Consider the following 24,228-nt stretch of genomic DNA (forward strand, 5'->3'; position numbering starts at 1 on the left):
CGCCGGTGAGCCCACAGTACGGCGGTGGGGCGCTCGCCGACGTACTGCCCTCAGTGGCCGGTGCGTTGTCGGTCCCGGGCGAGCAGAACGTGCTCGGTCTCCCGCCTGCACCGCGGTACGCCGTTCTGCTGCTCGACGGACTGGGGTGGCACCTGCTGCAACGGCATGCGGACGTCGCGCCGTACCTGGCGTCGCTGCTGCCGACAGGTCGCAGCCTGACCGCCGGGGTGCCGTCGACGACTGCGGTCAGCCTGACCAGCCTCGGGACCGGCCTGCCGCCGGGTGCGCACGGGATCGTCGGCTACACGTCGATCGTGCCCGAGTCCGGTGCGCTGCTGAACGCGCTGGCCTGGGATGCACCGGTGGACCCACGCAGGTGGCAGCCGCACGGGACCGTGTTCGAGCGGGTCGCGGCGTCCGGCGTGGCGACCCGCAACGTCAGCAAGGCACGCTTCGACACATCCGGGCTGACGGCTGCAGCGTTCCGGGGGAGTGCCCATCGCGGCGCGGACACGGTTGAGGACCGGTTGGACGCGACCCGCTTCGCCAGCCGGGAAGGCAAGTCGTCATTGGTCTACGTGTACGACTCGCAGTTGGACTACACCGGCCATAACCAGGGCTGCGACTCGTGGCAGTGGCGCAAGGAACTGGCCGCCGCGGACCTGTTCGCTTCGCAGGTGCGATCGGCGCTGCCGCGGGACGCCGTACTGATCGTCGTCGCGGACCACGGGATGGTCGACGTCTCACCGGAGAACCGGGTCGACCTCGACGCCGAGCCCGCCCTGACCGACGGCCTCCGGCTCATCGGCGGTGAGTCGCGCTTCCGGCACCTGTACTGCGTGGACGGCGCCGAAGCCGACGTGCTGGCGGCGTACCGGGAGCGGCTCGGCGACAAGGCGCTCGTGCTCAGCCGCGAGGAAGCCGTCGAGCTCGGATGGTTCGGCGGTGTCGAGGATCGGGTCGCGCCACGGCTCGGCGATGTCGTGGTGGCGTCCCTCGGTCCGGTCGCGCTGGTCGCGAGCAGGCGCTACCCGCAGGAGGCCGGGCTGATCGGCCTGCACGGCTCGCTGACCGACGACGAGATGGCGATCCCGCTGCTGGTCGACCCGGGCGCCTAGAAGCTCCAGACGTTCCAGAAGAAGTTGGTCTGGGCGGTCTTCGCCTCGCCGTCCCGAGCGATGACGGTCACCTTGTAGCGCCCGGAGCCCGGGGTCAGGACTCCGGTGATCCAGCCGCGCTCGGCGTCGATCTCGAGGCCTGGCGGGAGGCCGGTCGCCGAGTAGCTGATCTCGCCCGACCCACCGGATCCCTTCAGCAGCAGCGGAATCGCCGGCAATCCGCCGACCCCGAGCTGATCGCCCGGCTTGGTGATCGAGATGGCGCCGTTCGGCTGCGCGGCCGCGGCGCCGACCGCCTCGGCCGCGTCGACCATGCCCTCGCCGTAGTACGAGTTGTTCGCCTGCGTGCCGATGCACTCGCCGGCGGCGCCCGGCGGGCAGGCCAGGTCGTTCGCCTGCTGGGCGAGCTGGCCGCGGACCTCCGCCGGCGTCGCCTTCGGGTTCAGGCTTCGCAACAACGCCGCCACACCGGCGACGTGCGGTGAGGCCATCGAGGTGCCACTCATCGACTGGTAGCCGCCGCCGGGGACCGTCGAGTAGACGTTCTCACCCGGGGCCGCGACGTTGATCTTGTTCTCGCCGAAGTTGGAGAACCGCGACTTCGCGCCACTGCCGTCGACGGAGGCGACCACGACCATGCTCGGCAGCTCCGTCGGCAGGCTCAGACAGTCGTCGGTCACCGTCCGCAGCTCCGGCGTCGAGTCGTTCGGGCTGGAGTCGTCGTCGGTCTTGTCGGCCAGGTTGTAGTCCTCGTTGCCGGCCGCGGCCACGTTCACCACGCCCTTGGTCTCCGAGTACGCGACCGAGCGCCGTACCGCCTCCGCGATCGCGTCCTGGTCCTGGTCCGACGGGCACAGGAACAGCCACGGGTCGGTGTAGTAGCTGTTGTTGGTGACCGACACCCCCTTGTCGGCGGCGAACATGAACGCGCAGACGGTGTTCTCCGGGAAGAACAGCTGGCTGTCGGCCTCGGCGACCCGGATCGACGAGAACTTCACTCCGGGAGCGACGCCGATCATGCCGGTGCCGTTGCGGGCCGCCGCGATCGTGCCGGCCACGTGCGTGCCGTGCTCGCCGACCGGCCGCCAGGCGCCGGGCCGGGTGTCGATCTTGCCGTAGGCGCAGGAGGCGGACTTGGTGGCGTCGAAGTTCGCCTTGAGGTCCGGGTGCTGGTCGTCCACGCCGGTGTCCAGCACTCCGACGGTGATGGTCTTGACGCCCGGGTTCTTGTCCCAGGCCCGGTCGGCGCCGATCTGGGCCATGTCCGGCCGGTCCGTCTCCGGGGTGGTACTCGGCGCCTCGGGGACCTGCGCCGGGATGGCGGGTGCGCCGATGTCCGCGGGCAGGTCGGACGTCCGGGTGGCGCCGGCCTTCTGAACGCCCTCGACGCCACGCATCTTGCTCGCGAAGTCGGTCGCGTTCGAGTGCGCGACGACCACCCCGATGGCGTCGTACGACGCGTAGACCGTGCCGCCGTTCGAGGTGATCGCTCCGGTGACCTTGGCGGTCTGCTTCGGCTCGGTGATCACGAAGTACGCCCGCAGCCCGGCCTCGGCGCGTTCCGGCACGGCGGCCGCCGGAAGGGTGGCGGACGCGGTCATCATGCAGGCCGCGAGGAGCAGGACCAGAGCTTTGCGCACGATCCATTCAAACCGGAGCGGGGCTCAGAACCCAAGCCGACCCCCGGGAACGGTATCGACCTGGTACGACGCGCCACCCCGAGGTGCGAGGTGATCCGCTGACTTGGCAGGATGATCGCCCGTGGCTGAGCTGCTCTACTTCACCGGGACCATGGACTGCGGCAAGTCCACCCTCGCCCTGCAGATGGACCACAACCACAAGGCCAGGGGCCGGCTCGGCCGGATCTTCACCAGCCACGACCGGGCCGGTGAGTCGGTGCTCTCGTCCCGGCTCGGGCTGGCCGCGCAGGCGATCGAGGTGCGGCCGGAGTTCGACTTCTGGGAGTACGTCGTCGGCGAGCTCACGCACGGTGGACGCATCGACTACGTGGTGTGCGACGAGGCGCAGTTCTACAGCCCGCTGCAGATCGAGCAGCTGGCCCGGCTGGTCGACGAGCTCCAGATCGACGTGTTCGCCTTCGGCATCCTGACCGACTTCCGGGCCACGTTGTTCCCGGGTTCTGCCCGGTTGGTGGAGCTGGCGGACAAGATGGAGTTGCTGCAGGTCGAGGCGTTGTGCTGGTGCGGTGAACGGGCCACACACAACGCCCGTACGATCGGTGGAGAGATGGTGACGGAGGGCGAGCAGTTGGTGGTCGGCGACATCGTGACCCAGGACCACGAGGTCGCGTACGAGGTGCTGTGCAGGCGGCACCACCGGCGCCGGCTCACCCAGGCCCGCGCCCGCGCCACCCTGTCACCTGAAGTACTGCCGTTCGGAGGAGCCGCGTCATGAGCCCGTTGATCACCGTCGAGGAACTGCGTGCGCTCACCGAGCGCCCGGTGCTGATCGACACGACCTGGAACCTCGCGGGCCCGCCCGCCAAGCAGACGTACGACGCCGGCCACCTCCCCGGCGCGTACTTCGTCGACCTGGACACCGAGCTCGCCGGACCGCCCGGCCCCGGCCGCCACCCGTTGCCCGCGGCAACCACCGTGACCGCGGCGCTGCGCCGGGCCGGCGTCGGCCCGAGCACGCCGATCGTCGTCTACGACGCGGCCAACTCGACGGCGGCGGCGCGGGCCTGGTGGATCTTCCGGTACTTCGGCGTCCGCGACGTCCGCGTGCTCGACGGCGGACTCGCGGCCTGGCAGGCAGCCGGGGGAGAGGTGACCACCGAGGTCCCGGCCGACGGAAACGGCTCGTTCATCGCCACCGCCGGGCACATCCCGCTGCTGGACGCCGACGGCGCGGCCGGCGTTGCCGCGACCGGCGTACTGCTGGATGCGCGGGCGCCGGAGCGCTTCGCCGGTGAGGTCGAGCCGATGGACCCGGTCGCCGGCCACATCCCGGGCGCCGTCAACGCGCCCACCACAGCGAACGTCGACGAGACCGGTCGCTTCCTCCCGGCCGACGAGCTCCGGGAACGCTTCGAGAAGCTCGGCGCGAACGACTCCACTGAGGTCGGTGTCTACTGCGGCTCCGGAGTCACCGCGGCCCACGAAGCGCTGGCGCTGGAGGTCAGCGGCATCCCGTCGACCGTGTACGTCGGCTCGTGGTCGGAGTGGATCACCGACCCGTCCCGCCCGGTCGCCACCGGCACCGCCTAAGGCACCATGACGACCTTCCCGGCGGCTTCGTCGTTCTCCATGTAGCGGTGCGCCGCGACGATGTCATCGAGGTCGAAGACCCTGTCGAGGTTGGGCTGGTAGACGCCGGCCGCGACCTGGTCGACGACCCGCTGCAGGATGGCTGCGCCCGCACTGCCCTTGAGGGTGTCGCTGTGGAAGGCCGTGAGCTTGGTACCGGACGGGATCATCGCGATGGCTTCGAAGTCCGGGATCGACCACCCACTGAGTGAACCGGCCACACACACAGTCCCGCCAGGCCGCACCAAGTTCAGTGACTCCACCGTCGTACGCGCGCCGACGAGATCCAGCACGTAGTCGGGTCCTTCGGGCCAAACCTCGTGCAGGCTCGGCGCCAGCGGATCGCCGGTGTCGACGAGGGCATGGTCCACACCCGCCGCCTTGAGTGCGTCGATCTTGCCGCGCCGGCGAGTCGTCGCTTCGACGTGGACGCCGTGGCCGGAGGCGATCGACGCCGCCGCCAACCCCACCGACGACGTCCCGCCACGGATCAGCAGCCGTCCTTCTACGACGCCCAATGCATCCAGTGCGCCCTGCGCGGTCAGGTAGGTCTCGGGTAGTGCAGCGAAGAGTTCCCAGGGGAGCGTGGTCGTGACCGGCATCAGCAGGTCGTTCGGCAACAGCGTGTACTCCGCATAGCCGCCGTCGAACGCGCGGCCCATCTCGCCCATCACCGCCGCGACGGTCGTCCCGTCGGGCAACCGTGGATCGGTCGACGCCGCCACGACGCCCACGCACTCGATTCCGAGCACCCGCGGGAACGTCACGCTCGGCGAGTGCCCCTTCCTGGTCCTCAACTCCGACCGGTTCAGGCCCGCGGCCTTCACCTGCACCAGGCTCCAGCCCTCCCGAACCGCCGGAATCGGCACCTCGCGGATCTCCAGAACCTCCGGGCCGCCTGGTCTCACACACACTGCTGCTCGCATCATGTCCTGCAGTCTCGTCAGCAAGCCCGCTGACCGGCCACCGGTAAAATGCCAACTTATGCCCGTTGGCCGCCAAGTTCCCGAGTCGCAGCTCTGGCCGGGCGCCGGGATGCACCTGTGGCCGTCCGGCGGCACGAGCTCGGAGCACGCTCATCCACGCGGGCACCTGGTGTACGCGGCCCGAGGTGTCCTGTCGGTGCACACCGAGCAGGGAACCTCGATCGTTCCGGCAAACCGGCTCACATGGATCCCGGCCGGGTTCAGCCACTACCACCGCGCGCACGGCAGCACGGACATGCGGATCCTCTTCCTGCCGGCCGCGCTGGCTCGGCTCGTCCCCGGCCATCCGGCGGTGTTCATGGTCTCCGGCCTGGCCCGCGAGGTTCTGCTCACGCTCACCGGCCCGAACCAGCGTGACCGCGCAGCTCGCGCCCGCCTCCGCCGCGTCCTCGTCGACGAGCTTCAGGAAGCGCCCGAGCGGCCGCTCCAGCTGCCGGAGCCACGCGACGACCGGCTGCGAGCGGTCGCAGCGCTGCTGTACGAAGACCCAGCTGACAACACCGCATTGGCCGAGCTCGGGCAGCGAGTCGGAGCCAGCGCCCGCACTCTCAGCCGGCTGTTCCACGACGAGCTCGGCATGACCTTCTACGAGTGGCGCACCCAGCTCCGCGTGTATCACGCCCTCGTCCTGCTCGCCGACGGACACGACACCACCCGCGTCGCGCACGCGTGCGGCTGGTCGAACCCGAGTAGCTTTATCGCGGCCTTCAGCAACCTCGTCGGCACCACCCCGGGCCGCTACCGGACGGCGCCGCCTTTCGGCGCTGGTGGAAGCTCTTGACGCCCGGGGGCGGAGTGCGGGATGGTCCTGAGAAATCGATTTCCACCGCCCCTTGGGAGTCACAGATGAAGCGATCAACGTTCCTTCGCGCCGCACTCGGCGCCGGTGTCGTCGCCGCCGTACCCGGTGTGCCGGCGTTCGCCCGGAGCCAGGCCGTCCTGACCAACAAGGTGGCCGACCTGACCGGGCCCGGGTTGACCGACCGGTTCCGGATGGCCGCGACAGACCTCGGGATTCCGGTGCGGACGCCGGACGGCCGGATGCTGTTCATGTTCGGCGACACGTTCGAGCAGCCCTGGGTCGGCGGCGGCTGGTGGCGCTCGCCGGTGGCGCTGTGGTCGACCACAACCGACTTGAACAGCGGCGTGACTTGGTCCGGCGCGGTCGGCGGAGCGGCTGCTCAGCAGTTGTGGGAGTACGATCACGACAACCCGGTGTTCTCGACCGTGCTGCCGTCGGACGTGATCACGATCGGCGGGTCGATGTACCTGCACGCGATGGTGAACAAGGGCCTGGGCAACGTGGTCTGGACCGAGATCTGGCGCAGCGACAACTCGGGGGCCAGCTGGTACCACACCGGCGCGAAGTTCGACCCGAACATCGACGGCGGGATGTTCCAGTGCCTGACCTGGGGTGAGGGCAACGACGGCTACGTCTACGTCGACTCGACCGGGTTCCAGCGGAACAAGCCGATCATCCTGAAGCGGGTCCGCAGCACCCAGATCGCCGACCCGGCGGCGTACGAGCCGTGGGGTTACCGCGACGGCGTGTGGGCCTGGGGCAACCCGGCGACCCCGATCCTGACCGGCAGCTTCGGCGAGCTGTGCCTGCGGCCGCTCGGCGGCAAGTGGGTGCTGACCTGGTTCAACGCCGGTGACTACCGGATCGACGGCATCATCATGGACACCCCGACGTCGAACCTCTACACGGCCTACCGGCAGACCCTGATCTACGGTGGCGCGTGGGGCAACGAGGACGACAACCACGTGGCCCAGCTGTACGGCGGCTACATCATCCCCGGCTCGACCCTCAGCGACATGCACCTGTCGGTGAGCCAGTGGAAGACCGACGCCGGCTGGCCCTACCGCGTCATGCAGTTCCGGGTCCGCAACTTCGGCTAGCGCTCCAGCACCATCGTGTCGGACGTCTCGACCGTGCCGACCCTCTCGAAGCCGAGCGAGCGGTAGAGCTCGGCGGCCGGGTTCTTCGGATCGACGCTGAGACTGAGCTTCGGGTACGGCGACATCCGGATCAGCTCGGTCATCAGGGCGCGGGCGATACCGCGGCGGCGGAAGTCAAGGGATACACCGAGTGACAGCTCAGGAACGTCGTCGGCGACGTAGCCGTAGCCCGGGCGGTCAGCGGTGAGGCAGCGTGCCCACGCGGCTCCGGCGGGCGTCCCGTCCACCTCGGCGACCACTCCGAAGTCGGTCGCGCGCGGCCAGTCGGCGACGTACCGCCATGCCTTGTCTTCGGCGCGCAGCTTGTCGAGCGTGAACCACGCTGTCCCGTCCCAGTTGTAGGCCTCGAGCAGCATCTCGGTCAGGAACGTGAAGTCGTCGGCGGTCGCGGGTCGGAGCAGCATGGCGTCATCCTCTCCGACCCGCGACATCCCCACCACCCGATTACAGCTGGATCCGCACGAGGTTGCGGGCCTGGACTGTGAACAGCGCGGAGCCGCGTGGATCCACCGCGAGCTTCGGCTCCCCGCCGAACCACTCGGCGGCCAGACCGCTCGCGAACGGCGTCACCGTGAACGTCTCGAGGTCGATGGCGTGGACGGCGTTCCCGTCGGTCGAGTACCCGGTGCCGTCGACGATATGCAGGTCGGACCCCTTCGTGCCTGCTCTGACTGTCCGCGTGACCTTGCGACGGCGTACGTCGTACTCGAAGACCCAGCCGCTGCTGGTGATGCCGTAGAGGTGGTCGCAGGAGTAGGCGAGGCCGGGGATGACCGCGGCGCCGGCGACGGGCTCGAGCTGCCAGAGCAGTTTGCGGCGGCGAAGGTCGAACGCGGCCAGCCGAGCGGTCGTGGTCTCCGGCGGCAGGCCGAGTCCTTCCTGGATGTTCGTCCCGAGGTAGGCCACGCCGGCGTGGCAGGCGACGGCGTACGGACTCTGCCGGGGGACGACACCGCGGTACGTCGTCCATTCGCCGGTGTGTGGTGAGTGCAGTGTGAGCGCGCCGTTGAGTTGGCCGGGCTCGGGCTGGGTCGTCATCGCGATCAGCCCGGTCGCGTGGTCGTAGGCGAGGTCGCGCGGGCGGTCCTGTTGGTTGCCCGTCTTGCCGATCAGCTGCGCCGACTCCTCGCCCGGCCTGTGCGCGTACAGCAGGCCCTGCGTGTAGACCCCGAGGTACGTCGTGTCCTTGATCGTCAGCGCTGTCTTCGGCTCACCCGGGATGCCGAGCCGGGTCCTGGTGCCGGCCGCCAGGTCGTGGACGTCGGCCCCGCCCTTGCCCCCGACGTACACGCGTTTCCCGTCGGAGTGCACGGACATCGGCTGCTCGGGCGCGGCCTTGAAGCCGCGCTGCACCAGGTTGACGAAGCCGAGCTCGTGCGTCGCCGGGTCGAAGACGAACACGGCTCCGTCCTGCACGCCGTACACCTTGCCCTCGTGGGACAGCAGGCGGTGGGTGGCTGCCTCCGGCTGGGCGATGCCGAGTTGCTCGATCTCGCCGCCGGCGATCGGGGTGCGGTAGAGCATGCCGGTCGGTCGCCCGGCGAAGTACAGGTGTTCGTCGTGCAGGAGGACCGAGGTGATGTATTTCTCGCCGGCTGCCGCGATCACGCGGTAGTCGGTCGGCGTGGCCTTGGACAGCAGCATCGCCTCACCGTTGGACGAGATGCCCGCGGCGAGGTGGGTGTCCGAGATGTGCATGCTGGCGACGAAGTCCCGGGCGGCCAGCTCGGCCGGCAGGATCGCGGTCTTCGCGCCGGTCACCCGGTCGATCGCCACCAGGTGCGCGTGCGGGCCGATCCCGACGTACACGGTCTTCTCATCGGCGGCGACGCTGCGCGCGTAGGCCTCGCCGGGCACGATCTCGCCGAGGTCGCGGCTGACCCCGGTGGCCGGGTCGTACTCGACCACGCGGCCCGGGTCGGAGATCGCCAGGTACACCTTGCCGTCGGGGGAGGAGGCGATGTTCCAGATGTACGGCCAGGGGTAGCTGCCGACCTTGGTCACCTGGCTCGTGATCGTGTCGAGCCGGTAGAGGTCGGACTGGCCGTGGGTGGCGACGTAGATGTCGGTCCCGACCGCGCACATCGCCCAGATCCCGATCCCGGTCGGGATGTCGAAGTGTGCCGTGACCTGGTCCTGGCCGAGGTCGTACGCGCCTACCACGTTGGGCGCCAGCCCGCGGGTCCCGGCGTACAGGACGGAACCGGCGAAGTCGGCGTTGCCCAGCGGCGTGGTGACGCTGGCCGGGCCGAGGTCGGTGACGGTCCCGCGGGGTGGCGCGGCGTACGCGGTCTCGCCCTGCCACAGCGCCGCGCCACCGGCCGCCGCCGCGAGCTGGAGGACTCTTCGCCGAGGAATCACGTCAACCACCCGTTTCGGTCAGGCCCGTAATTGCCTCGACCAGGCTAGCTCACATATGGGTTTCGGTCATGGCCCAAAGTCGAACTTGTTCAGTCGGCGGATGATGTGGGCATGGGTGATTACGTCGATGCCGGGGGACTGCGGACGTACTACGAGGTCGCGGGCGACGGCGAGCCGCTCGTCCTGATCCATGGCGGCGCGACCACGGGGGAGAGCTGGGCGGCGCAGGTGCCGGCGCTCGCCGAGCGGTACCGGGTCTTCGTGCCGGACCGCCGCGGGCACGGCCGGACCCCGGACACCGAGGGCCCCGCGACGATGGACGGCTACGCCGCGGACCTGATCGCGTTCATGACAGCGCTCAACCTCGGTACGGCGCACGTCGTCGGCTGGAGCGATGGCGGCAAGGTCGCGGTGCGGATGGCGCTGAGCCGACCGGACCTGGTCCGCAAGTTGGTGATGATCGGCACCGAGCTCACCCGGGCCGGTGGCACGCCCGCGAACGACCGCCTGATGACTACACCCGAAGGCCTCGCGCGGCTGGAGGGGATCGCCAAGGCCGACTACGAGCGGTTGTCGCCGGACGGTCCCGAGCACTTCGGCACGGTCTTCGCCAAGTGGGCCCGGATGTGGGCCTCGATCCCCGACATCGAGCCGGCCGAACTGGGGCACCTGCCGATGCCCGTGCTGCTCATGCAGGGCGACGACGACTGCGTGCGCATCGAGCACAACGTGGACCTGGCCAGGGCGATCCCGGACGCGCAGCTCGCCGTGATCCCCGGCGGCTCGCACGCCGTACCGCTGGAGAAGCCCGATCTGGTGAATCGCCTCCTTCTCGACTTCCTCGCGGACACCCAGACGCCCAAGTTCATGCCGCTCGGCGACCTCTGACAGACCGCTGTTCAAATCGGTACCTTGCTGACCATTGAGAAAGTAACACGCTTGGTTTAACTTACTCGGAACCTGGCCGGTGTGTGGCTCAGAGCACACCGGCGGCATCCGGAAACCTGAGGAGTTCCGATGACGAGAGTGAGCAGGTGGGGCGCCGGGCTGGGGCTGGCCGGACTGGTGCTCGCCGTGGCCGGCTGTGCGGACGGGACCACGCCCGGCGCCGACGCCGGTGGCGCGATCGACGAGAACGCGCCGGTGACGATCACGATCGGGGACCGCCCGACCCCGGACAAGCCGAACGACATCGCCGCGTTCGAGCGCAACATCAAGAAGTTCATGGACGCGCACCCGAACATCACGGTGAAGTCGACCGAGACCAAGTGGGACGCGCAGACCTTCCAGGCGCAGGTGGCGGGTGGCTCGCTGCCGACGGTGATGAACATCAGCTTCACCGAGCCGGCCAACATGATCCCGAACAAGCAACTCCCGGACATCACCGACGAGCTGAAGCTGGTCGACCTGACCAAGGACCTGAACCCCGAGGTCCTGAAGATCGTCCAGGACGACGCCGGCCGGATCTACGGCGTCCCGATCGACGTGTTCTCGGTCGGGCTGGCCTACAACCGGGCCCTGTTCAAGCAGGCCGGGCTCGACCCGGACAAGCCGCCGACGTCCTGGGACGAGGTCCGCCAGTTCGCGAAGCAGATCACCGAGAAGACCGGCAAGGCCGGGTACGCGCAGCTGACCAAGGACAACACCGGCGGCTGGATGCTGACCACGATGACCTACAGCATGGGCGGCTCGGTCCAGAGCGAGGACGGGAAGAAGAGCACCTTCAACGACGCGCCGACCAAGAAGGCGCTGCAGCTGCTGAAGGACATGCGCTGGACCGACAACACGATGGGCAGCAACTTCCTCTACAACCAGGAGGAGGTCCGGCAGGACTTCGCGGCCGGCAAGATCGGCATGGTCCTGCAGGCGCCGGACGCCTACGACATGTGCGTGAAGAACTTCGGGATGAAGCCGGCCGACTACGGCCACGCCGCGCTGCCGCAGGACGGCGGCCCGCACGGCACGCTCACCGGCGGCTCGATCAAGATGATCAACCCGAAGGCGAGCAAGAACGAGATCGTCGCCGCGCTGAAGTGGATCAAGTCGCAGGAGTTCGACAAGTACACCGACGAACAGCTCGCGGTGCAGAACGCCAAGGACACCATCGCGGACAAGGGCTTCGTCGGCCGGCCCGGGATCACGCCGCTGAGCCAGGAGACCTACGACCGCTACAACGGCTGGCGGCAGCCGTACAACAACGTCCCGGTCGAGCAGTTCAAGGGCTACGTCGAGTCCACCAAGACGCTCAAGCTGATTCCCGAGCCGTCGAACAAGGCGCAGGAGGTCTACGCGCTGCTCGACCCGGTGGTCCAGCAGGTGCTGACCAAGAAGGACGCGGACATCGACAAGCTGCTCACCGACGCCGCATCGAAGATCGACGCCCGCCTGGCCCGGTAACCCGATGTCGCTGCTACGTACGCCGAAGCCGAGCCGGAGCGGTGTCCATTTCTTGGCCACTTGGTACCGCTCCGGCGGGCTGAGCGCGATCATCTTCGCCCTGCCCCTGGTGCTGACGTTCCTGTACTTCTCGTGGGGCCCGATCGTCCGCGGCCTGGTGCTCAGCTTCCAGAAGAACAACCTGGTGACCACGCCGGAGTGGGTCGGGATGGCCAACTTCAGCTACGTGCTGACCGACCCGCAGCTGCCGCAGGCGGCGGTGAACACGCTGTACTTCGCGCTGCTCGCGCTGATCTTCGGCTTCCCGGTCCCGCTGTTCCTGGCCGTGTTCATCAGTGAGCTGCGCAGCACCGGCTGGCTCTACAACGTGCTGTCCTACCTGCCGGCGGTGGTTCCTCCGGTGGCGGCGATCCTGCTGTGGAAGTTCTTCTACGACCCCAGTGGCGCCGGCGTGTTCAACGCCGTACTGGGCTGGTTCGGGATCGGGCCGTTCGCCTGGCTGAACTCGCCGGACCTGGCGATGCCGGCCATCGTGCTGGAGGCGACGTGGGCCGGGGCCGGCGCCACGTCGATCATCTACCTGGCCGCGCTGACCGGGGTCCGGACCGAGCTGTACGAGGCGGCCGAGCTGGACGGCGCCGGGATCTGGAAGCGGGTCTGGCACGTCACGCTGCCGCAGATCCGCGGAATCATCCTGATCATGATGCTGCTGCAGCTGATCGGCACGTTCCAGGTGTTCACCGAGCCGTTCCTGTTCACCGGCGGCGGCCCGGACAACGCGACCACCACGATCCTGCTGCTGATCTACCGGTACGCGTTCATCAACGGCGACTTCGGCGCCGCGACCGCGCTCAGCGTGCTGCTGGCCGGGGTGCTGTGCGTGCTGTCGGTCGTCTACCACTTCCTGACCCGGCGCTGGAGCATCACATGAGTCACGAACGCGGGATCATCTCCGTTGCGGACCGGAAGCGGGGCCTGATCCGCTACGGCCTGCCGGCGATCCAGGTGCTGTTGTTCATCGGGGTCCTGATCGCCGGTGTCGGCCCGCTGCTCTGGCTGCTCAAGTCGGGCCTGTCGACCAGCCAGGACATCCTGCGCGGCCCGATGCAGCTGTGGCCGTCCGGGATCCAGTGGCAGAACATCCCCGACGCCTGGACCCGGGTCCAGATCGGCTCGTACCTGGGCAACACCGCGATCATCGCGATCGGCTCGCTGCTGTCCACGCTGTTCGTGTGTACGACGGGCGCGTTCGTGCTGAGTGTGTTGCGGCCGAAGTGGGGACCGGTGGTCACAGGCGCCGTACTCGCGACGCTGTTCCTGCCTGGAGTGATCTCGCTCGTGCCGCTCTACCTGACGATCCTGAAGATGCCGGTGCTCGGGTTCAACCTGCAGAACACCTTCTGGGCGGTCTGGCTGCCGCAGGCGGCCGGCGCGTTCAACATCCTGGTGATGAAGCGGTACTTCGACTCGATCCCGCGCGAGCTGATCGAGGCGGCCCGGATCGACGGCGCGAGCAACCTGCGGCTGTTCACGTCGCTGGTGCTGCCGCTGTCGAAACCGATCGTCGGGGTGGTCGCCCTGCTGACCGTGATCGGCTCCTGGAAGGATTACCTCTGGTCGCTGCTGGTGCTGCCGGACCCCCGGCTGCAGCCGATCTCGGTGGCCCTGCCGCGGGTGGCCGAGACCACCGAGATCTCGCTGCAGATGAGCGCGCTGTTCCTGGCGGTGCTGATCCCGGTGATCTTGTTCTTGGTGTTCCAGAAGCAGTTCCTGAGAGGTGTCGGGATGTCGGGAGGGATCAAGGAGTGACAACGCTGAACGGCCGGCGGGTGTTGGTGACGGGGGCGGCGGGCCGGATCGGATCGGTCACCGTCGGTCATCTCGCCGACCTCGGTGCGGTGGTGACCGCGCTGACCATCGTCGAGGACCCGTCACTGAAGGCCGACCGGGTGATCATCGGCGACACCCGGTCCGAGGACGACGTGGCCGGCGCGCTCGAGGGCGTCGACATGGTCGTCCATCTGGCCGCGCTCGCGCATCGCGACGCCGGCTCGCCGTACGACGTGTACTCGGGCAACGTCGTGTCCACGTTCAACGTGCTCGCCCAGGCCGGCGCGCTCGGCGTGAAGCGGGCGGTCATCGCCAGCAGCATCAACGCGTACGGCGTCGCGATGAACCCGCACCAACCGCTGCCGGCGTACTTCCCGCTGGACACGACGATGCCCTCCGACGTCGGCGACTGGTACTCGCTGTCGAAGCAGAACGACGAGAACACCGCCCGGATGGCGTGGCGGCACTGGGGGATCGACGTGGTCGCGTTCCGGTTCCCGCACGTCAACTCCGCCGATGTCCTGCGGCGGCAGGCCGACGGCCACCGGGACAACCCGGCGGGTGCCGTCCGCGAGGGCTGGAGCTACCTGGACACCCGGGACGCGGCGTACGCGATCGAGCTGGGGCTGACGGCGCCGTTGTCCGGGGCGCACAGCTTTCTGGTCGCCGCGAACACCACGAACGCGCCGTACGAGACGGATGCCCTGCTGGACGCCTTCGCGCCGGACGTGCCGCGGCTGCGGCGGTTCGGCGGGCGTGAGGTGCCGATCGACCTGACCCCGGCCCGGAGCGTGCTCGGCTTCCAGGCCCGCCACGAGCTCGACCTGCCGACCCTTCCCTTGGAGATCTGAATGCCCTCGAACTTCGACCAGCCCTGGCCGGTCCGGGACGACGTCCGCATCCGGGAGGTGAAGGCGATCGTCACCGCGCCGCAGGGCATCCCGCTGGTCGTGGTGAAGGTCGACACCACCGAGCCGGGACTGTACGGCCTGGGCTGCGCCACGTTCACCCAGCGGTGGAAGGCGGTGCAGACGTTCGTCGACGAGCACCTGGCCCGGCTGCTGGTCGGGCGCTACCCGGGGGACATCGGCGACCTGATCCGGCTGGCCGGGTTCTCCGGCTACTGGCGCGGCGGGCCGGTGACGAACAACGCGATCTCCGGGATCGACCAGGCGCTGTGGGACATCGCGGGCAAGCGGGCCGGCATGCCAGTGTACGAGCTGCTCGGCGGCAAGGTCCGGGCCGCGGCCGACACCTACATCCACGCCAGCGGCCGGACGATCGAGGAGACCCTCGACCAGGCGCAGAAGTTCGTCGCGCAGGGCTGGCGGCACATCCGGCTGCAGATGTCGACCCCGGGCGGCGGCGGGTACGGCGCTCCGCGGATGGACACGCTGTACCCGAACTCGCCGTACCACAACGGCTGGTCGGCTCGGGACTATCTACGCACGACGCCCGAGCTGTTCGAGGAGGGCCGCTCGGCGCTGCCCGCGAACATCGAGCTGCTGCACGACGTGCACTCGCGGCTGACGCCGAAGGAAGCGGTGCTGCTGGCACGGTCGCTCGAGCCGTACGGGCTGTTCTTCCTCGAGGACGTGCTGCCGCCGGAGCACTGGGACCGCCTGCCGGAGGTGCGCGCCGCGTCGCCGGTGCCGCTGGCGGTCGGCGAGCTGACCACCTCGATGGGCGACGCGGTCCGCCTGGTCCGTGACGGCGGTGTCGACTTCATCCGGTCACACGTGTCCGACATCGGCGGGCTCACCCCGGCGCGCAAGCTCGCCGACCTGGCCGAGCTGTGCGGCGTCCGTACGGCGTGGCACGGCCCGGGCGACACGTCGCCGATCGGCGCTGCGGCCAACGTCGCGCTCGACGTCAGTTCCGTTGCCTTCGGCATCCAGGAGGGCCACCTCTACAACGAGGCGACGCACGAGGTGTTCCCCGGCACGCTGCGGATCGTGGAGGGCTGGCTGACGCCGAACGACGCGCCCGGCTGGGGCATCGACATCGACCTCGAGGCGGCGGCCCGTTATCCCGCGCAACTGTCCGGACACGACGAGTGGGCAGCCGGCGTACGACGCATCGACGGGGCCCTGGAAGCGCCGTGACAGCTGCTCTCCCGCAGTACGATCTCGGCTAGTCACGGACAGGAACGGGGAGGTGGGCAGTGGTGCCGGACGAACAGGACCTGCGGCGCGCGGGCGCGAACCAGTACGACCTGGGCTCGTTCAACGAGGCCGTGATCATCGAGACGATCCGGCTGGCCGGCACCATCAGCCGGACCGAGATCTCCCGCCGGACCGGGCTGACCCAGCAGTCGGTGTCGCGGATCCTGCGCATCCTGCTGCAGCAGGGACTGCTGGTCGAGGAGGCGCAGGAGCGGGCCGAGCGACTGGGCAAGCCGCGGACGCCGGTCCGGCTGCGGTCGAACGCCGCGCACGCGGTCGGCATCCACATCGATCCTGAGCTGCTCACCGTCGCGGTGGTGGACCTGGACGGCACGATCGTCCGCCGGGAGACCGTCGAGCTGGCGGACGATCTGAGCGCCGACAAGCTCGTCGACCTGACCGCCGCGACCGTGACCGCGGCGCTCAGCATCAGCCAGGTCGACCTCGACTCGATGCTCGGTGTCGGCGTCGCCGTACCGGGTCCGATCAACGCCGACGGCACGCTGCTTGCCCTGCCTTTGCAGCCGGCGTGGCGCGGCCTGAAGATCCGGCACCTGCTCCAGCAGAAGCTCAACCACCCGGTCCTGGTGGAGAAGGACGGTACGGCGGCCGCCATCGGCGAGCGCTGGATCGGCCGCTCGGCCCGGGACCGCGACTTCGCCTACCTCTACCTCGGCACCGGCGTCGGCAGCGGCCTGATCCTGAACGGCTCGATCTACCGCGGCGGTACGGCGAACGCCGGCGAGTTCGGCCAGGTCGCGGCGCTGCGGATGGGGGAGTGGGACGCCGAGGACGGGCCGCGGATGCTGCCCGAGTGCAACCCGACCGCCTCGCTGCCGGTGATCGCGGCGGAGTACGGGTACGTCGAGACCGACGCGAGCGCCACCGACGAGGCCAAGCGGTACCGGGCGGTGTGCAAGGCTGCCGCCGACGGTGACGAGGCGGCGGTGAAGGCGGTCACGCGGATCGCCCGGGTGGTCGGTCAGGGCGCGGTCGGACTGGTCGACCTGCTCGATATCGATCTGGTGGTGCTCGGTGGGCCGGCGTTCGGCAAGGAGATCTCGGAGGTCTTCCTGGCGGAGATCGGCCGCGCGGTCAACGCGCATCCGGTCGCCCGCGAGACCCGGCCGGTCGCGGTGGAGGAGTCGATGCTGCAGACCGACGCGGCCGCTGTCGGCGCCGCGTCGACGATCTTCCACGACGCGTTCACACCGCGGGTCAGTGGGTCCAGTCAGGCGCGTAGGCTGCCGAAGTGATTTCACCCCGCTCACTCACCGCCGACGTACAGCTCCGTATCGCAAGTCTGGACGACGCCGAAGGCCTCGTTGACGCCTACACCCGCAGCTGGGACTACCTGAAGGCGTGGGAGCCCGACCGTCCGGACAGCTGGTTCACCGTGAGCGGGCAGCGGGAGAAGCTGACCGGCCAGCTGGAGCGGTACAAGGACAGCCGGACCGTGCCGTGGGTGCTCGCCGAAGGCGACCGCATCATCGGCGCGATCACGCTCAACGACCTGGTGCCCGGACCGTTCCGCAGCGCGGCGCTCGGCTACTGGCTCGCGGCTGACGCGGTCGGGCGCGGCCTGATGACCCGCGGCGTCGAGACGGCCCTGGAGATCGCCGACACCGAGCTGAAGCTGCACCGGGTCGAAGCCAGCACGCTGACGAACAACGTTGCCTCGCAACGCGTTCTCCAGCGCACCGGCTTCGTCCAGATCGGCATGGCGCCCACCTACCTGCACATCGCGGGCGCCTGGCGGGACTGCAACCTCTACCAGCGCATCCTCAACGACCGGGAGCCTGGCGCCTAGCTGGGCGGCAGACCGATGCCGCGGGAGACCTCCACGTCGTCGTAGCGGCCTTCGAGCACGTCGATGAACTTCACCGGGCGCTGGAGCGTCGAGGCGATGTAGACGGCCCGGACCGTGGCCAGCGCGTCGATCGCGTCCTGGACGGTGATACCCGGCCGGCCGCCGTCCGCGATCGCTCGCAGGATGTCGTCGTACTGCGCCTTGTGCTTGCCGGGCGGGCCGACGTCGACCGGGATCTCGTCGGTCGAGCCGTCGGCGTTGAACCGCCGCAGCAGGTCGTCCTCCACCTCGGCGCCGCCTTGCGTCCCGTGCACCGACACCCGCGTCCGGCCACCAGGAAAGGCCGCGGTCGTCGCGTGCAGGGTCGCCACGGCGCCGGACTCGAACGTCAGCGTCGCGACGACGGTGTCCTCGACCTCGATCTCGTGGTGCGCCGCCCGGAGCGCCTGGGCCTGGATGTTGACCGGCCGGCCCATGAACCACAGCAGCAGGTCGACGGTGTGCACGCCCTGGTTCATCAGCGCGCCACCGCCGTCCTGCGCCCAGGTCCCGCGCCAGCCGGCCGACGCGTAGTACTCGTCGCTGCGCCACCAGGCGACCGTCGCGACCGCCGAGGTCAGCCGGCCGAACCGGCCGGCCTGGATCGCGTCGTGGACCACTGCGCTGCCCGCGTCGAACCGGTGCTGGCTGATCACCGACGACACCAGGCCGTGGCTCGCCGCCCGGGCGGCGGCCGCGCCGAGGCGCCGCGCCCGGGTCAGGTCGACGTCGAGCGGCTTCTCGATGACGACGTGCTTCTTCTCGTTCAGCGCCTCCTCGGCCAGCGCTGCGTGGGTCCCGCTGGGGGTGCAGATCGCGACGAGCGTGATGTCGGACCCGCTCAGCGCCGCGGACAGGTCGTCGTACACCTTGGGCTCCGGGTGCCCGGCCTCCTTCAGCCGGGCCGCCAGCGCCGCCGCGGCGGCGGCGTCGCCGTCGACGAGGGCCGTCACGGTGGCGTCCGGCCGCTCTGCGACGGTGTCCGCGTGGGTGCGGCCGATGATGCCGCAGCCCACGATCGCGACCTGGTGGTTCGTAGCGTCAGCCATCTCGCTCCTACGTGAAGTTCGCGGTCAGTACCTGGTCCGTGCTCACGGTGAAGGTGTACGACGTCTCGGCCGAAACCACCACACCGTCGACGGTCCAGTTCTGGAAAACGCTATCCGATGTTGGTCTCGCAGTCACGGTGACCTGCGCGCCGACCTCGTACGTCCCGGGTTCGGACTCGTTGCGGGCGATCTTCACCGAGCCGGGGCCGTTGGCGGCGACCGAGACGCGCCGCTGGACGACGTTGATCACCATCACGTTCCGCAACGTGACCGGGCCGGTGCTGGTAGCGCCGTTGTAACGGGCGAGGTTGGTCGCCTCGACGTCGCCGCCGACGACCTGCACCGTGTAGCCGTCGGCGCCGAGGTTGTCGGTGCCGAGGTTGAAGGCGTCCACCTGGCCGCTGTTCACCACGAGCCCGTCGTGGAAGCCGTACGCGAACACGTTCAGCAGCGTCAGCCCGGTCGCGCCGTCGACGGTGACGATCTTGGCGGTCTTGCGCATGTACTTGTCGATGACGAGCTCGAAGATGTTGCCCTCGTTCATCCAGTACGGCTGCTGGTAGCCGACCCGGGTGACCGCGTTGCCGTTGGACAGCACGCCCTCGATCCGGCCGTCGCGGCCCGGGCCGAGCTTGATCGCGTGGTCGAAGAACGCGCCCGCGACTTTGCGGACCACGATGTCGTCACCGCGCAGGTCGATCCCGTTCCAGGTGTTCGGGAAGCCGGCGTTGATGACGTAGTTGCCGCCGGCGTGCCCGCGGACCGCGAACGGGTAGGCGACGACGCCTTCGGCGCGGCCCGGGTTGTTGTCCGGGTAGAACACGCGCAGACCGCGCACACCTGCCTGCTGCTTCAGCGTGATCAGAGCCGTCTCGGTGTTCCGCTCGAAGGCGTGCAGGACGGTCCCTCCACTCGCCCCGGACTGGTCCCGGTTCGGTACGGCGGACGCGCCCCGCAGCTCCACCTTCGCCGGGACGGTGAGGTGCGTGCTGATCCGGTACCACCCGGCCGGCAGGTAGACGATGCCGCCGCCCGCTCGCCCGGCCTTGTCGAGTGCCTTCTGCACTGCGCTCGTCGCGTCGGCTGCCGGGAGGTATCCGACGCCGTGCGGCGCGTCGACGACGTTCAGGGCCTGCTTCGGTTTCGGAAGCGGCTCGGTCTGGTACGTCGGCGCCGTGCCCGACATCCGGTGGACGATTCCGTCGACCGCGCCGGTGAGCGCCGTACCGGTGATCTTCACGTAGCCGCGGGAGTTGTTCAGGACCGCGTGCTCGCTGCCCTCGACCCGGCCGGCGGCCAGCGTCATGCCCCAGCGGTCGTCCATCACGTCCACGAGGATGCCGATGTCGGTACGGCGTACGTCGGGCTGCAGGAAGCTGCCGGTGAACTGGGCCCGCTGGCCGGCCACGACGTGGATGCCGACGCGGTAGTCGGACAGCGTGATTCGGTGGAACTGGTCCCACTCGAGGTCGCCGAGGACGAGGCCGGTGCCGTGCGCCCGGGTCCAGGCGTCGAGGGCCTGCCGCGACGGCGCGTTGTACTTCGCCGGCGCCGACGCCCAGACGGAGTTGCTGAACGCAACGTTCTCCCAGGTGCCGACGTCGGCGCCGTTGTACGCGCGGGCGCCTTCGAGCAGGGCGGTCCCGCGGACGTTGCGGATCGTCGACGACTCGTGCACCTGGCCGGAGCTGGGCGCGTTGCCGCGGTCGTTGGGCATCGTGCTGATCCCGATACCGCGGTAGGAGTTCAGCATGGTGACGTCCGCGACCGTGGCCATCATGTAGTTCTCGTTGCCGATCCAGGCTCCGCCGGGGATCTCGAACGTGTAGTTGTACGGGACCGGGTCGGTCGCGTTCTGGTTCGGGTAGAAGGTGGTGACGCCGAGGACGCCGGCGCTGCCACCGATCCGGAACAGGCTCGGGCCGTCGTCGCCGCTCTGCAGGTTCGCGACGACGACCGTGTGGTCGATGTCGCCGCGCAGGGTGCAGAAGGCGTGCACCTCGACGGTGTCGCTGACCAGGTAGTGACCGGCAGGCAGCCAGACCGTGCCGCCGCCTGCGTCCTGGCAGGCGTAGATCGCTTGCTGGATCGCCTTGGTCGAGTCACGGCGGCCGCTGCGGTCGGCGCCGTTCTCGGTGGCGTCGAGGTCCGCGATCACGCCGTCCTCGGTCGGCTTGACCGTCTGGACAAGGCGGGGCTCCGGGGTGACGACCGGGGACTCGCGGAGCTGGAGCTCCTTGACGACGAAGGAATCGGCGCCGGTCATCGCGACCCGGACGTAGCGCGCGGCGGTCATGGCGAAGCGAGTCTTGCTGATCTGGTTGGCGCCCGGCGATCCGGTGCGGCCGACGGTGGTGAAGGTCGTGCCGTCGTTCGAGACCTGGACGGTGTAGTCCGGGGAGTAGGCCTGCGCCCATTCCACACGGACGTCGTTGACGCGCCGCGGCTTGCCGAGGTCGAGCTGCAGCCAGGAGTCTCCCGGCCCGCTGGTCCAGGCCGAGTTGTGGTCGCGGTCGTTGACATTGGTCGCGCCGGTGCCGCTGCTTGCGGTCGCCGTTCCGTCCGGGGCGAAGTTCGTGTCGATCGGCTGGAACGCGTCCAGCTTCGCCTGCAGCTTCTGCAGTGCTTCCTTGACCTGTACGTCGGTCACGCCCGGCGTGGCCGCAATCGCCCGGGCCTCGTCGATCGCCGTACGCAAGGTGGCTCGGCTGCCGGCCGGGTACTGGCCGTCGCGGGTGCCTTCCCGGGCGGCCTTCTCGGTCCGGGCAGCCTCGTCGATCAGGTCGAGCAGGCCTTCGGTGACGTCGAGCGTGGTCGCGACCTTGGCGACCCGGACCGCGGCGACCTTGAGGTCGACCGCGCCGTCGCCGTTGTGGATCCGGAAGTCGGAGCCGTTCGAGCGGTTGGTCATCACGGCGTCCGGGAGCGCGAAGGTGTGCGTCTTCCAGGTCCTGGTGTCGCCGTAGCGGACGACCTCGGAGTTCTTGAACTTCTCCGGGATCGTCTCGCCCGGGGAGTCGTAGTGCAGGCCGAACTGGCCGTTGCCCTCGTCGAAGTAGTCGACGCTGACCAGGACGAGGCTGCGGTTGTCGTAGAGGTAGGTGTCGGCGACGTTCATGTAGAAGAAGTTCGTGCCCGGCGACGGTGCGGTCCGGTCGGTCTGCCAGTACGGGCGGCCGTCCCGCACGCCGGTGACGAGGTTCTCGGGCCGGTCGCCGACTCGCGGGGTGATGCCCTGCTGGATCGGCGACTGGCCGAGCTGTACGGCGGCGCCCGCCGTACTGATCCGGAGGCTCGAGATGGTGATGTCCGCGCTGCCGAAGAGGCGGAGGTCGGCGTCGCCGAGGCGGTTGGTGAAGCCGATGCCGGTGAGCGCGAAGGTGCCGGTCTGCCACTGGCCGGTGTCCGCCAGTTGGAGGTCTTCGGCGTCTGCCTGCGGGTTGTCGGCGGCGTCGTACTGGAGCTCGAGGGTGCCGGTGCCGCGGTCGAGATAGGTCACCGTCACCAGGACGTCCTCGGTGCCGATCTCGTCGACGTAGTCCCGGTCGACGTCGAACTCGAAGTAGCTCGTGTTGGCCGCCTGGTTGGTGCGCCAGAAGCTGCGGCCCAGCTCGGTGCCGGTCTGCAGCCCGGCGGGATCGTCACCCGCGGCAGGCTGCACGCCGAGCGTGGTCGGGGTCGGCCCGAGGTCGGCGCCGACGCCGCTCGGGTACATCGTGGCGGCCTGGGCGGCCGGCGCGACGAGCACGCCGGCCAGCACTAGAGCAGGGAACAACCCCGCGAGCAGGCGTCTGGTCATGCTGAAACCTCCAGGTGGCGGTCCGGAAGTACACGCTTCGGCAGCTGCGCGATTAAGTTAAACCAAGCGTGTTACTAATTCAAGACCCTGCTCGACGAGGTCTTCCTGCCGCTCGTCCGGCTTATCTGAACGCAGGCGCGTTGCGGGTTGCCCACTGCGCGAACGATCGGGCCGGGCGACCCAGCACCCGCTCGACGTCCGGGCTGACGCGCTGTTCTTCGGCGGTCGGTTCGCCGAGGATGTCGAGGGTCGACTCGACGACCGGCTCCGGCATGAAGGTCAGCATCCGGCTCCGTGCGTCCGCGCGGCTGAGCTCGACGAACTGCACCGGCTCACCGACCGCCTCGCCGATCGCGGCCGCCTGCTGCCGTGGTGAGACCGGCTCCGGACCGGTCAGCGTGTAGATCGCGCCGGCGTGGCCGGGCTCGCGCAGTACGACGCCCGCGACCTCGGCGATGTCCGACGGGTCGACGGCGGGCAGTGCGATGTCGCCGTACGGCGCCTCGATCAGGCGGCGGGTGCGGACCGACTCGGCCCACTGGAAGGCGTTCGAGGCGAAGTTGCCCGGTCGCAGCATCGTCCACTCGAGTCCGGACGTCTTCACGACGTCCTCCAGGCCGGAGGGGTGACGTTGGGTACCGACGCCTTGGGAGGACAGCAGTACGACCCGCGCGACGCCGGCGCCGCGAACGACGCCCATGACGTCACCGAGGTTGCCGCGCGCCAGGAAGTCGGCGGAGGTCAGCAGGAAGACCGCGTCGGCTCCCTCGAGTGCGGGCTTAAGGGTTTCGGGCTCGGTCAGGTCGGCCGGGAAGCCGGTTGCCTTGCGCGACACCGCGCGTACCTGCTCGCCGGCGGCGGTGAGTGCCTCCACCAGCGGCCGTCCGACGTTTCCGGTTGCACCAGTGACCACGATCATGTGTTCGCTCCTCGTTCGGTGGGATCTGACGAGGACGCTACTTGCCTGGGCATACTAGGTACCTAGAGGAAAGTATTGGGATAGGAGGTTGATTGTGGTCGACGCCACACCGGTGGACCCGGTGCAGGCCTGTCCGATCGCGCCGGTGGTCGACGTGGTGTTCAGCCGGTGGACGACGCCGATCCTGTGGACGCTGAACGAGTTCGGCCGGCAGCGGTTCGTCGAGCTCGAGCGCCGGATCGGCGTGATCACGCCGAAGGTGCTGACTCAGCGGCTGCGGCAGCTCGAGCGCGACGGCCTGGTACTGCGCACGTACTACCCGGAGGTCCCGCCGCGGGTCGAGTACGAGATCAGCGACCTCGGCCGCAGCCTCGCGCCGCTGTTCCACTCGCTCGCCGAGTGGTCACCCAACCTCGCCAAGGTCGAAGCCGCCCGCCGCCACTACGACACCCGCCACCCCTGACCTTGAGAAGCCACCGACCACTTTTCGGCGGCTGAGATGGTCGGTGGGTTCTCAAGGTCGC

At 69.4% G+C, this 24,228-nt stretch carries 21 protein-coding genes; 14 read left to right on the forward strand and 7 right to left on the reverse strand.

Going from position 1 to position 24,228, the window contains the following annotated elements; translation table 11 throughout:
* Positions 1-5 precede the first annotated feature (5 nt).
* On the forward strand, positions 6-1,118 hold the full coding sequence (locus tag ACIBGM_RS26605; RefSeq protein ID WP_396387034.1) for an alkaline phosphatase family protein: 1,113 nt from the start codon (positions 6-8) through the stop codon (positions 1,116-1,118).
* On the opposite strand, the gene ACIBGM_RS26610 is transcribed toward ACIBGM_RS26605, so the two are convergent.
* The gene (locus tag ACIBGM_RS26610) at positions 1,115-2,758 is read right to left on the reverse strand and encodes a S8 family peptidase (protein WP_396387035.1); all 1,644 of its coding nucleotides are present in this window, start codon (positions 2,756-2,758) and stop codon (positions 1,115-1,117) included. The two genes, ACIBGM_RS26605 and ACIBGM_RS26610, sit on opposite strands and share 4 nt — an antisense overlap.
* A 121-nt stretch (positions 2,759-2,879) precedes the next feature.
* Here ACIBGM_RS26610 and ACIBGM_RS26615 point away from each other — a divergent pair, with 121 nt between their 5' ends.
* Positions 2,880-3,533, forward strand: a complete 654-nt coding sequence (locus ACIBGM_RS26615; protein WP_396355888.1) for a thymidine kinase — start codon at positions 2,880-2,882, stop codon at positions 3,531-3,533.
* Positions 3,530-4,348, forward strand: coding sequence for a sulfurtransferase (locus ACIBGM_RS26620; RefSeq protein WP_396387036.1), 819 nt, complete (start codon positions 3,530-3,532; stop codon positions 4,346-4,348). Before ACIBGM_RS26615 ends, ACIBGM_RS26620 begins: the two co-directional genes overlap by 4 nt.
* On the opposite strand, the gene ACIBGM_RS26625 is transcribed toward ACIBGM_RS26620, so the two are convergent.
* Positions 4,345-5,316 carry a zinc-binding dehydrogenase gene (locus ACIBGM_RS26625; protein ID WP_396387037.1) on the reverse strand — a complete coding sequence of 324 codons (972 nt, stop codon included), beginning with the start codon at positions 5,314-5,316 and terminating at the stop codon, positions 4,345-4,347. The genes ACIBGM_RS26620 and ACIBGM_RS26625 overlap by 4 nt on opposite strands.
* Before the next feature lie 55 nt (positions 5,317-5,371).
* Between ACIBGM_RS26625 and ACIBGM_RS26630 the strand changes: the two genes are divergently transcribed.
* Positions 5,372-6,154 carry an AraC family transcriptional regulator gene (locus ACIBGM_RS26630; protein WP_396387038.1) on the forward strand — a complete coding sequence of 261 codons (783 nt, stop codon included), beginning with the start codon at positions 5,372-5,374 and terminating at the stop codon, positions 6,152-6,154.
* Between the two features lie 65 nt (positions 6,155-6,219).
* Positions 6,220-7,275 carry a DUF4185 domain-containing protein gene (locus ACIBGM_RS26635; protein ID WP_396387039.1) on the forward strand — a complete coding sequence of 352 codons (1,056 nt, stop codon included), beginning with the start codon at positions 6,220-6,222 and terminating at the stop codon, positions 7,273-7,275.
* On the opposite strand, the gene ACIBGM_RS26640 is transcribed toward ACIBGM_RS26635, so the two are convergent.
* Both ACIBGM_RS26640 and ACIBGM_RS26645 read right to left on the reverse strand, forming a co-directional pair.
* Positions 7,272-7,739 carry an N-acetyltransferase gene (locus ACIBGM_RS26640; protein ID WP_360536362.1) on the reverse strand — a complete coding sequence of 156 codons (468 nt, stop codon included), beginning with the start codon at positions 7,737-7,739 and terminating at the stop codon, positions 7,272-7,274. The two genes, ACIBGM_RS26635 and ACIBGM_RS26640, sit on opposite strands and share 4 nt — an antisense overlap.
* A 40-nt stretch (positions 7,740-7,779) precedes the next feature.
* Positions 7,780-9,696, reverse strand: coding sequence for a hypothetical protein (locus ACIBGM_RS26645; RefSeq protein WP_396387040.1), 1,917 nt, complete (start codon positions 9,694-9,696; stop codon positions 7,780-7,782).
* Between the two features lie 111 nt (positions 9,697-9,807).
* Here ACIBGM_RS26645 and ACIBGM_RS26650 point away from each other — a divergent pair, with 111 nt between their 5' ends.
* The 8 genes from ACIBGM_RS26650 to ACIBGM_RS26685 all read left to right on the forward strand — a co-directional run bounded on the left by ACIBGM_RS26650 (position 9,808) and on the right by ACIBGM_RS26685 (position 17,898).
* Positions 9,808-10,584 carry an alpha/beta fold hydrolase gene (locus ACIBGM_RS26650; protein WP_396387041.1) on the forward strand — a complete coding sequence of 259 codons (777 nt, stop codon included), beginning with the start codon at positions 9,808-9,810 and terminating at the stop codon, positions 10,582-10,584.
* A gap of 129 nt (positions 10,585-10,713) precedes the next feature.
* Positions 10,714-12,093, forward strand: coding sequence for an ABC transporter substrate-binding protein (locus ACIBGM_RS26655; protein WP_396387042.1), 1,380 nt, complete (start codon positions 10,714-10,716; stop codon positions 12,091-12,093).
* A gap of 52 nt (positions 12,094-12,145) precedes the next feature.
* A complete protein-coding gene (locus ACIBGM_RS26660) occupies positions 12,146-13,024 on the forward strand; it encodes a sugar ABC transporter permease (protein WP_360534756.1) in 879 nt (292 codons plus the stop codon).
* Positions 13,021-13,902: a carbohydrate ABC transporter permease gene (locus ACIBGM_RS26665; RefSeq protein WP_396387043.1), complete on the forward strand. Its 882-nt coding sequence runs from the start codon at positions 13,021-13,023 to the stop codon at positions 13,900-13,902. Before ACIBGM_RS26660 ends, ACIBGM_RS26665 begins: the two co-directional genes overlap by 4 nt.
* On the forward strand, positions 13,899-14,774 hold the full coding sequence (locus tag ACIBGM_RS26670) for an NAD-dependent epimerase/dehydratase family protein (protein ID WP_396387044.1): 876 nt from the start codon (positions 13,899-13,901) through the stop codon (positions 14,772-14,774). The genes ACIBGM_RS26665 and ACIBGM_RS26670 overlap by 4 nt, the downstream gene beginning before the upstream one ends.
* A complete protein-coding gene (locus ACIBGM_RS26675; RefSeq protein ID WP_360534751.1) occupies positions 14,775-16,028 on the forward strand; it encodes an enolase C-terminal domain-like protein in 1,254 nt (417 codons plus the stop codon). It begins immediately after the preceding gene.
* Positions 16,029-16,090: 62 nt separating this feature from the next.
* Positions 16,091-17,344: an ROK family transcriptional regulator gene (locus ACIBGM_RS26680; RefSeq protein WP_360534749.1), complete on the forward strand. Its 1,254-nt coding sequence runs from the start codon at positions 16,091-16,093 to the stop codon at positions 17,342-17,344.
* On the forward strand, positions 17,341-17,898 hold the full coding sequence (locus ACIBGM_RS26685; RefSeq protein WP_396387045.1) for a GNAT family N-acetyltransferase: 558 nt from the start codon (positions 17,341-17,343) through the stop codon (positions 17,896-17,898). Before ACIBGM_RS26680 ends, ACIBGM_RS26685 begins: the two co-directional genes overlap by 4 nt.
* On the opposite strand, the gene ACIBGM_RS26690 is transcribed toward ACIBGM_RS26685, so the two are convergent.
* The 3 genes from ACIBGM_RS26690 to ACIBGM_RS26700 all read right to left on the reverse strand — a co-directional run bounded on the left by ACIBGM_RS26690 (position 17,895) and on the right by ACIBGM_RS26700 (position 23,704).
* Positions 17,895-18,986 carry a Gfo/Idh/MocA family protein gene (locus tag ACIBGM_RS26690; protein ID WP_396387046.1) on the reverse strand — a complete coding sequence of 364 codons (1,092 nt, stop codon included), beginning with the start codon at positions 18,984-18,986 and terminating at the stop codon, positions 17,895-17,897. The genes ACIBGM_RS26685 and ACIBGM_RS26690 overlap by 4 nt on opposite strands.
* Positions 18,987-18,993: 7 nt before the next feature.
* Positions 18,994-22,785, reverse strand: a complete 3,792-nt coding sequence (locus tag ACIBGM_RS26695) for a discoidin domain-containing protein (protein WP_396387047.1) — start codon at positions 22,783-22,785, stop codon at positions 18,994-18,996.
* 121 nt (positions 22,786-22,906) lie between these two features.
* A complete protein-coding gene (locus tag ACIBGM_RS26700) occupies positions 22,907-23,704 on the reverse strand; it encodes an NAD(P)H-binding protein (RefSeq protein WP_396387048.1) in 798 nt (265 codons plus the stop codon).
* A 94-nt stretch (positions 23,705-23,798) separates the two neighbouring features.
* Here ACIBGM_RS26700 and ACIBGM_RS26705 point away from each other — a divergent pair, with 94 nt between their 5' ends.
* Positions 23,799-24,167 (forward strand): helix-turn-helix domain-containing protein, encoded by a 369-nt coding sequence (locus tag ACIBGM_RS26705; protein ID WP_360534739.1) that lies wholly within the window; start codon positions 23,799-23,801, stop codon positions 24,165-24,167.
* Positions 24,168-24,228 lie beyond the last annotated feature (61 nt).

Source organism: Kribbella sp. NPDC050470 (assembly GCF_044458365.1).
Lineage (GTDB): Bacteria > Actinomycetota > Actinomycetes > Propionibacteriales > Kribbellaceae > Kribbella.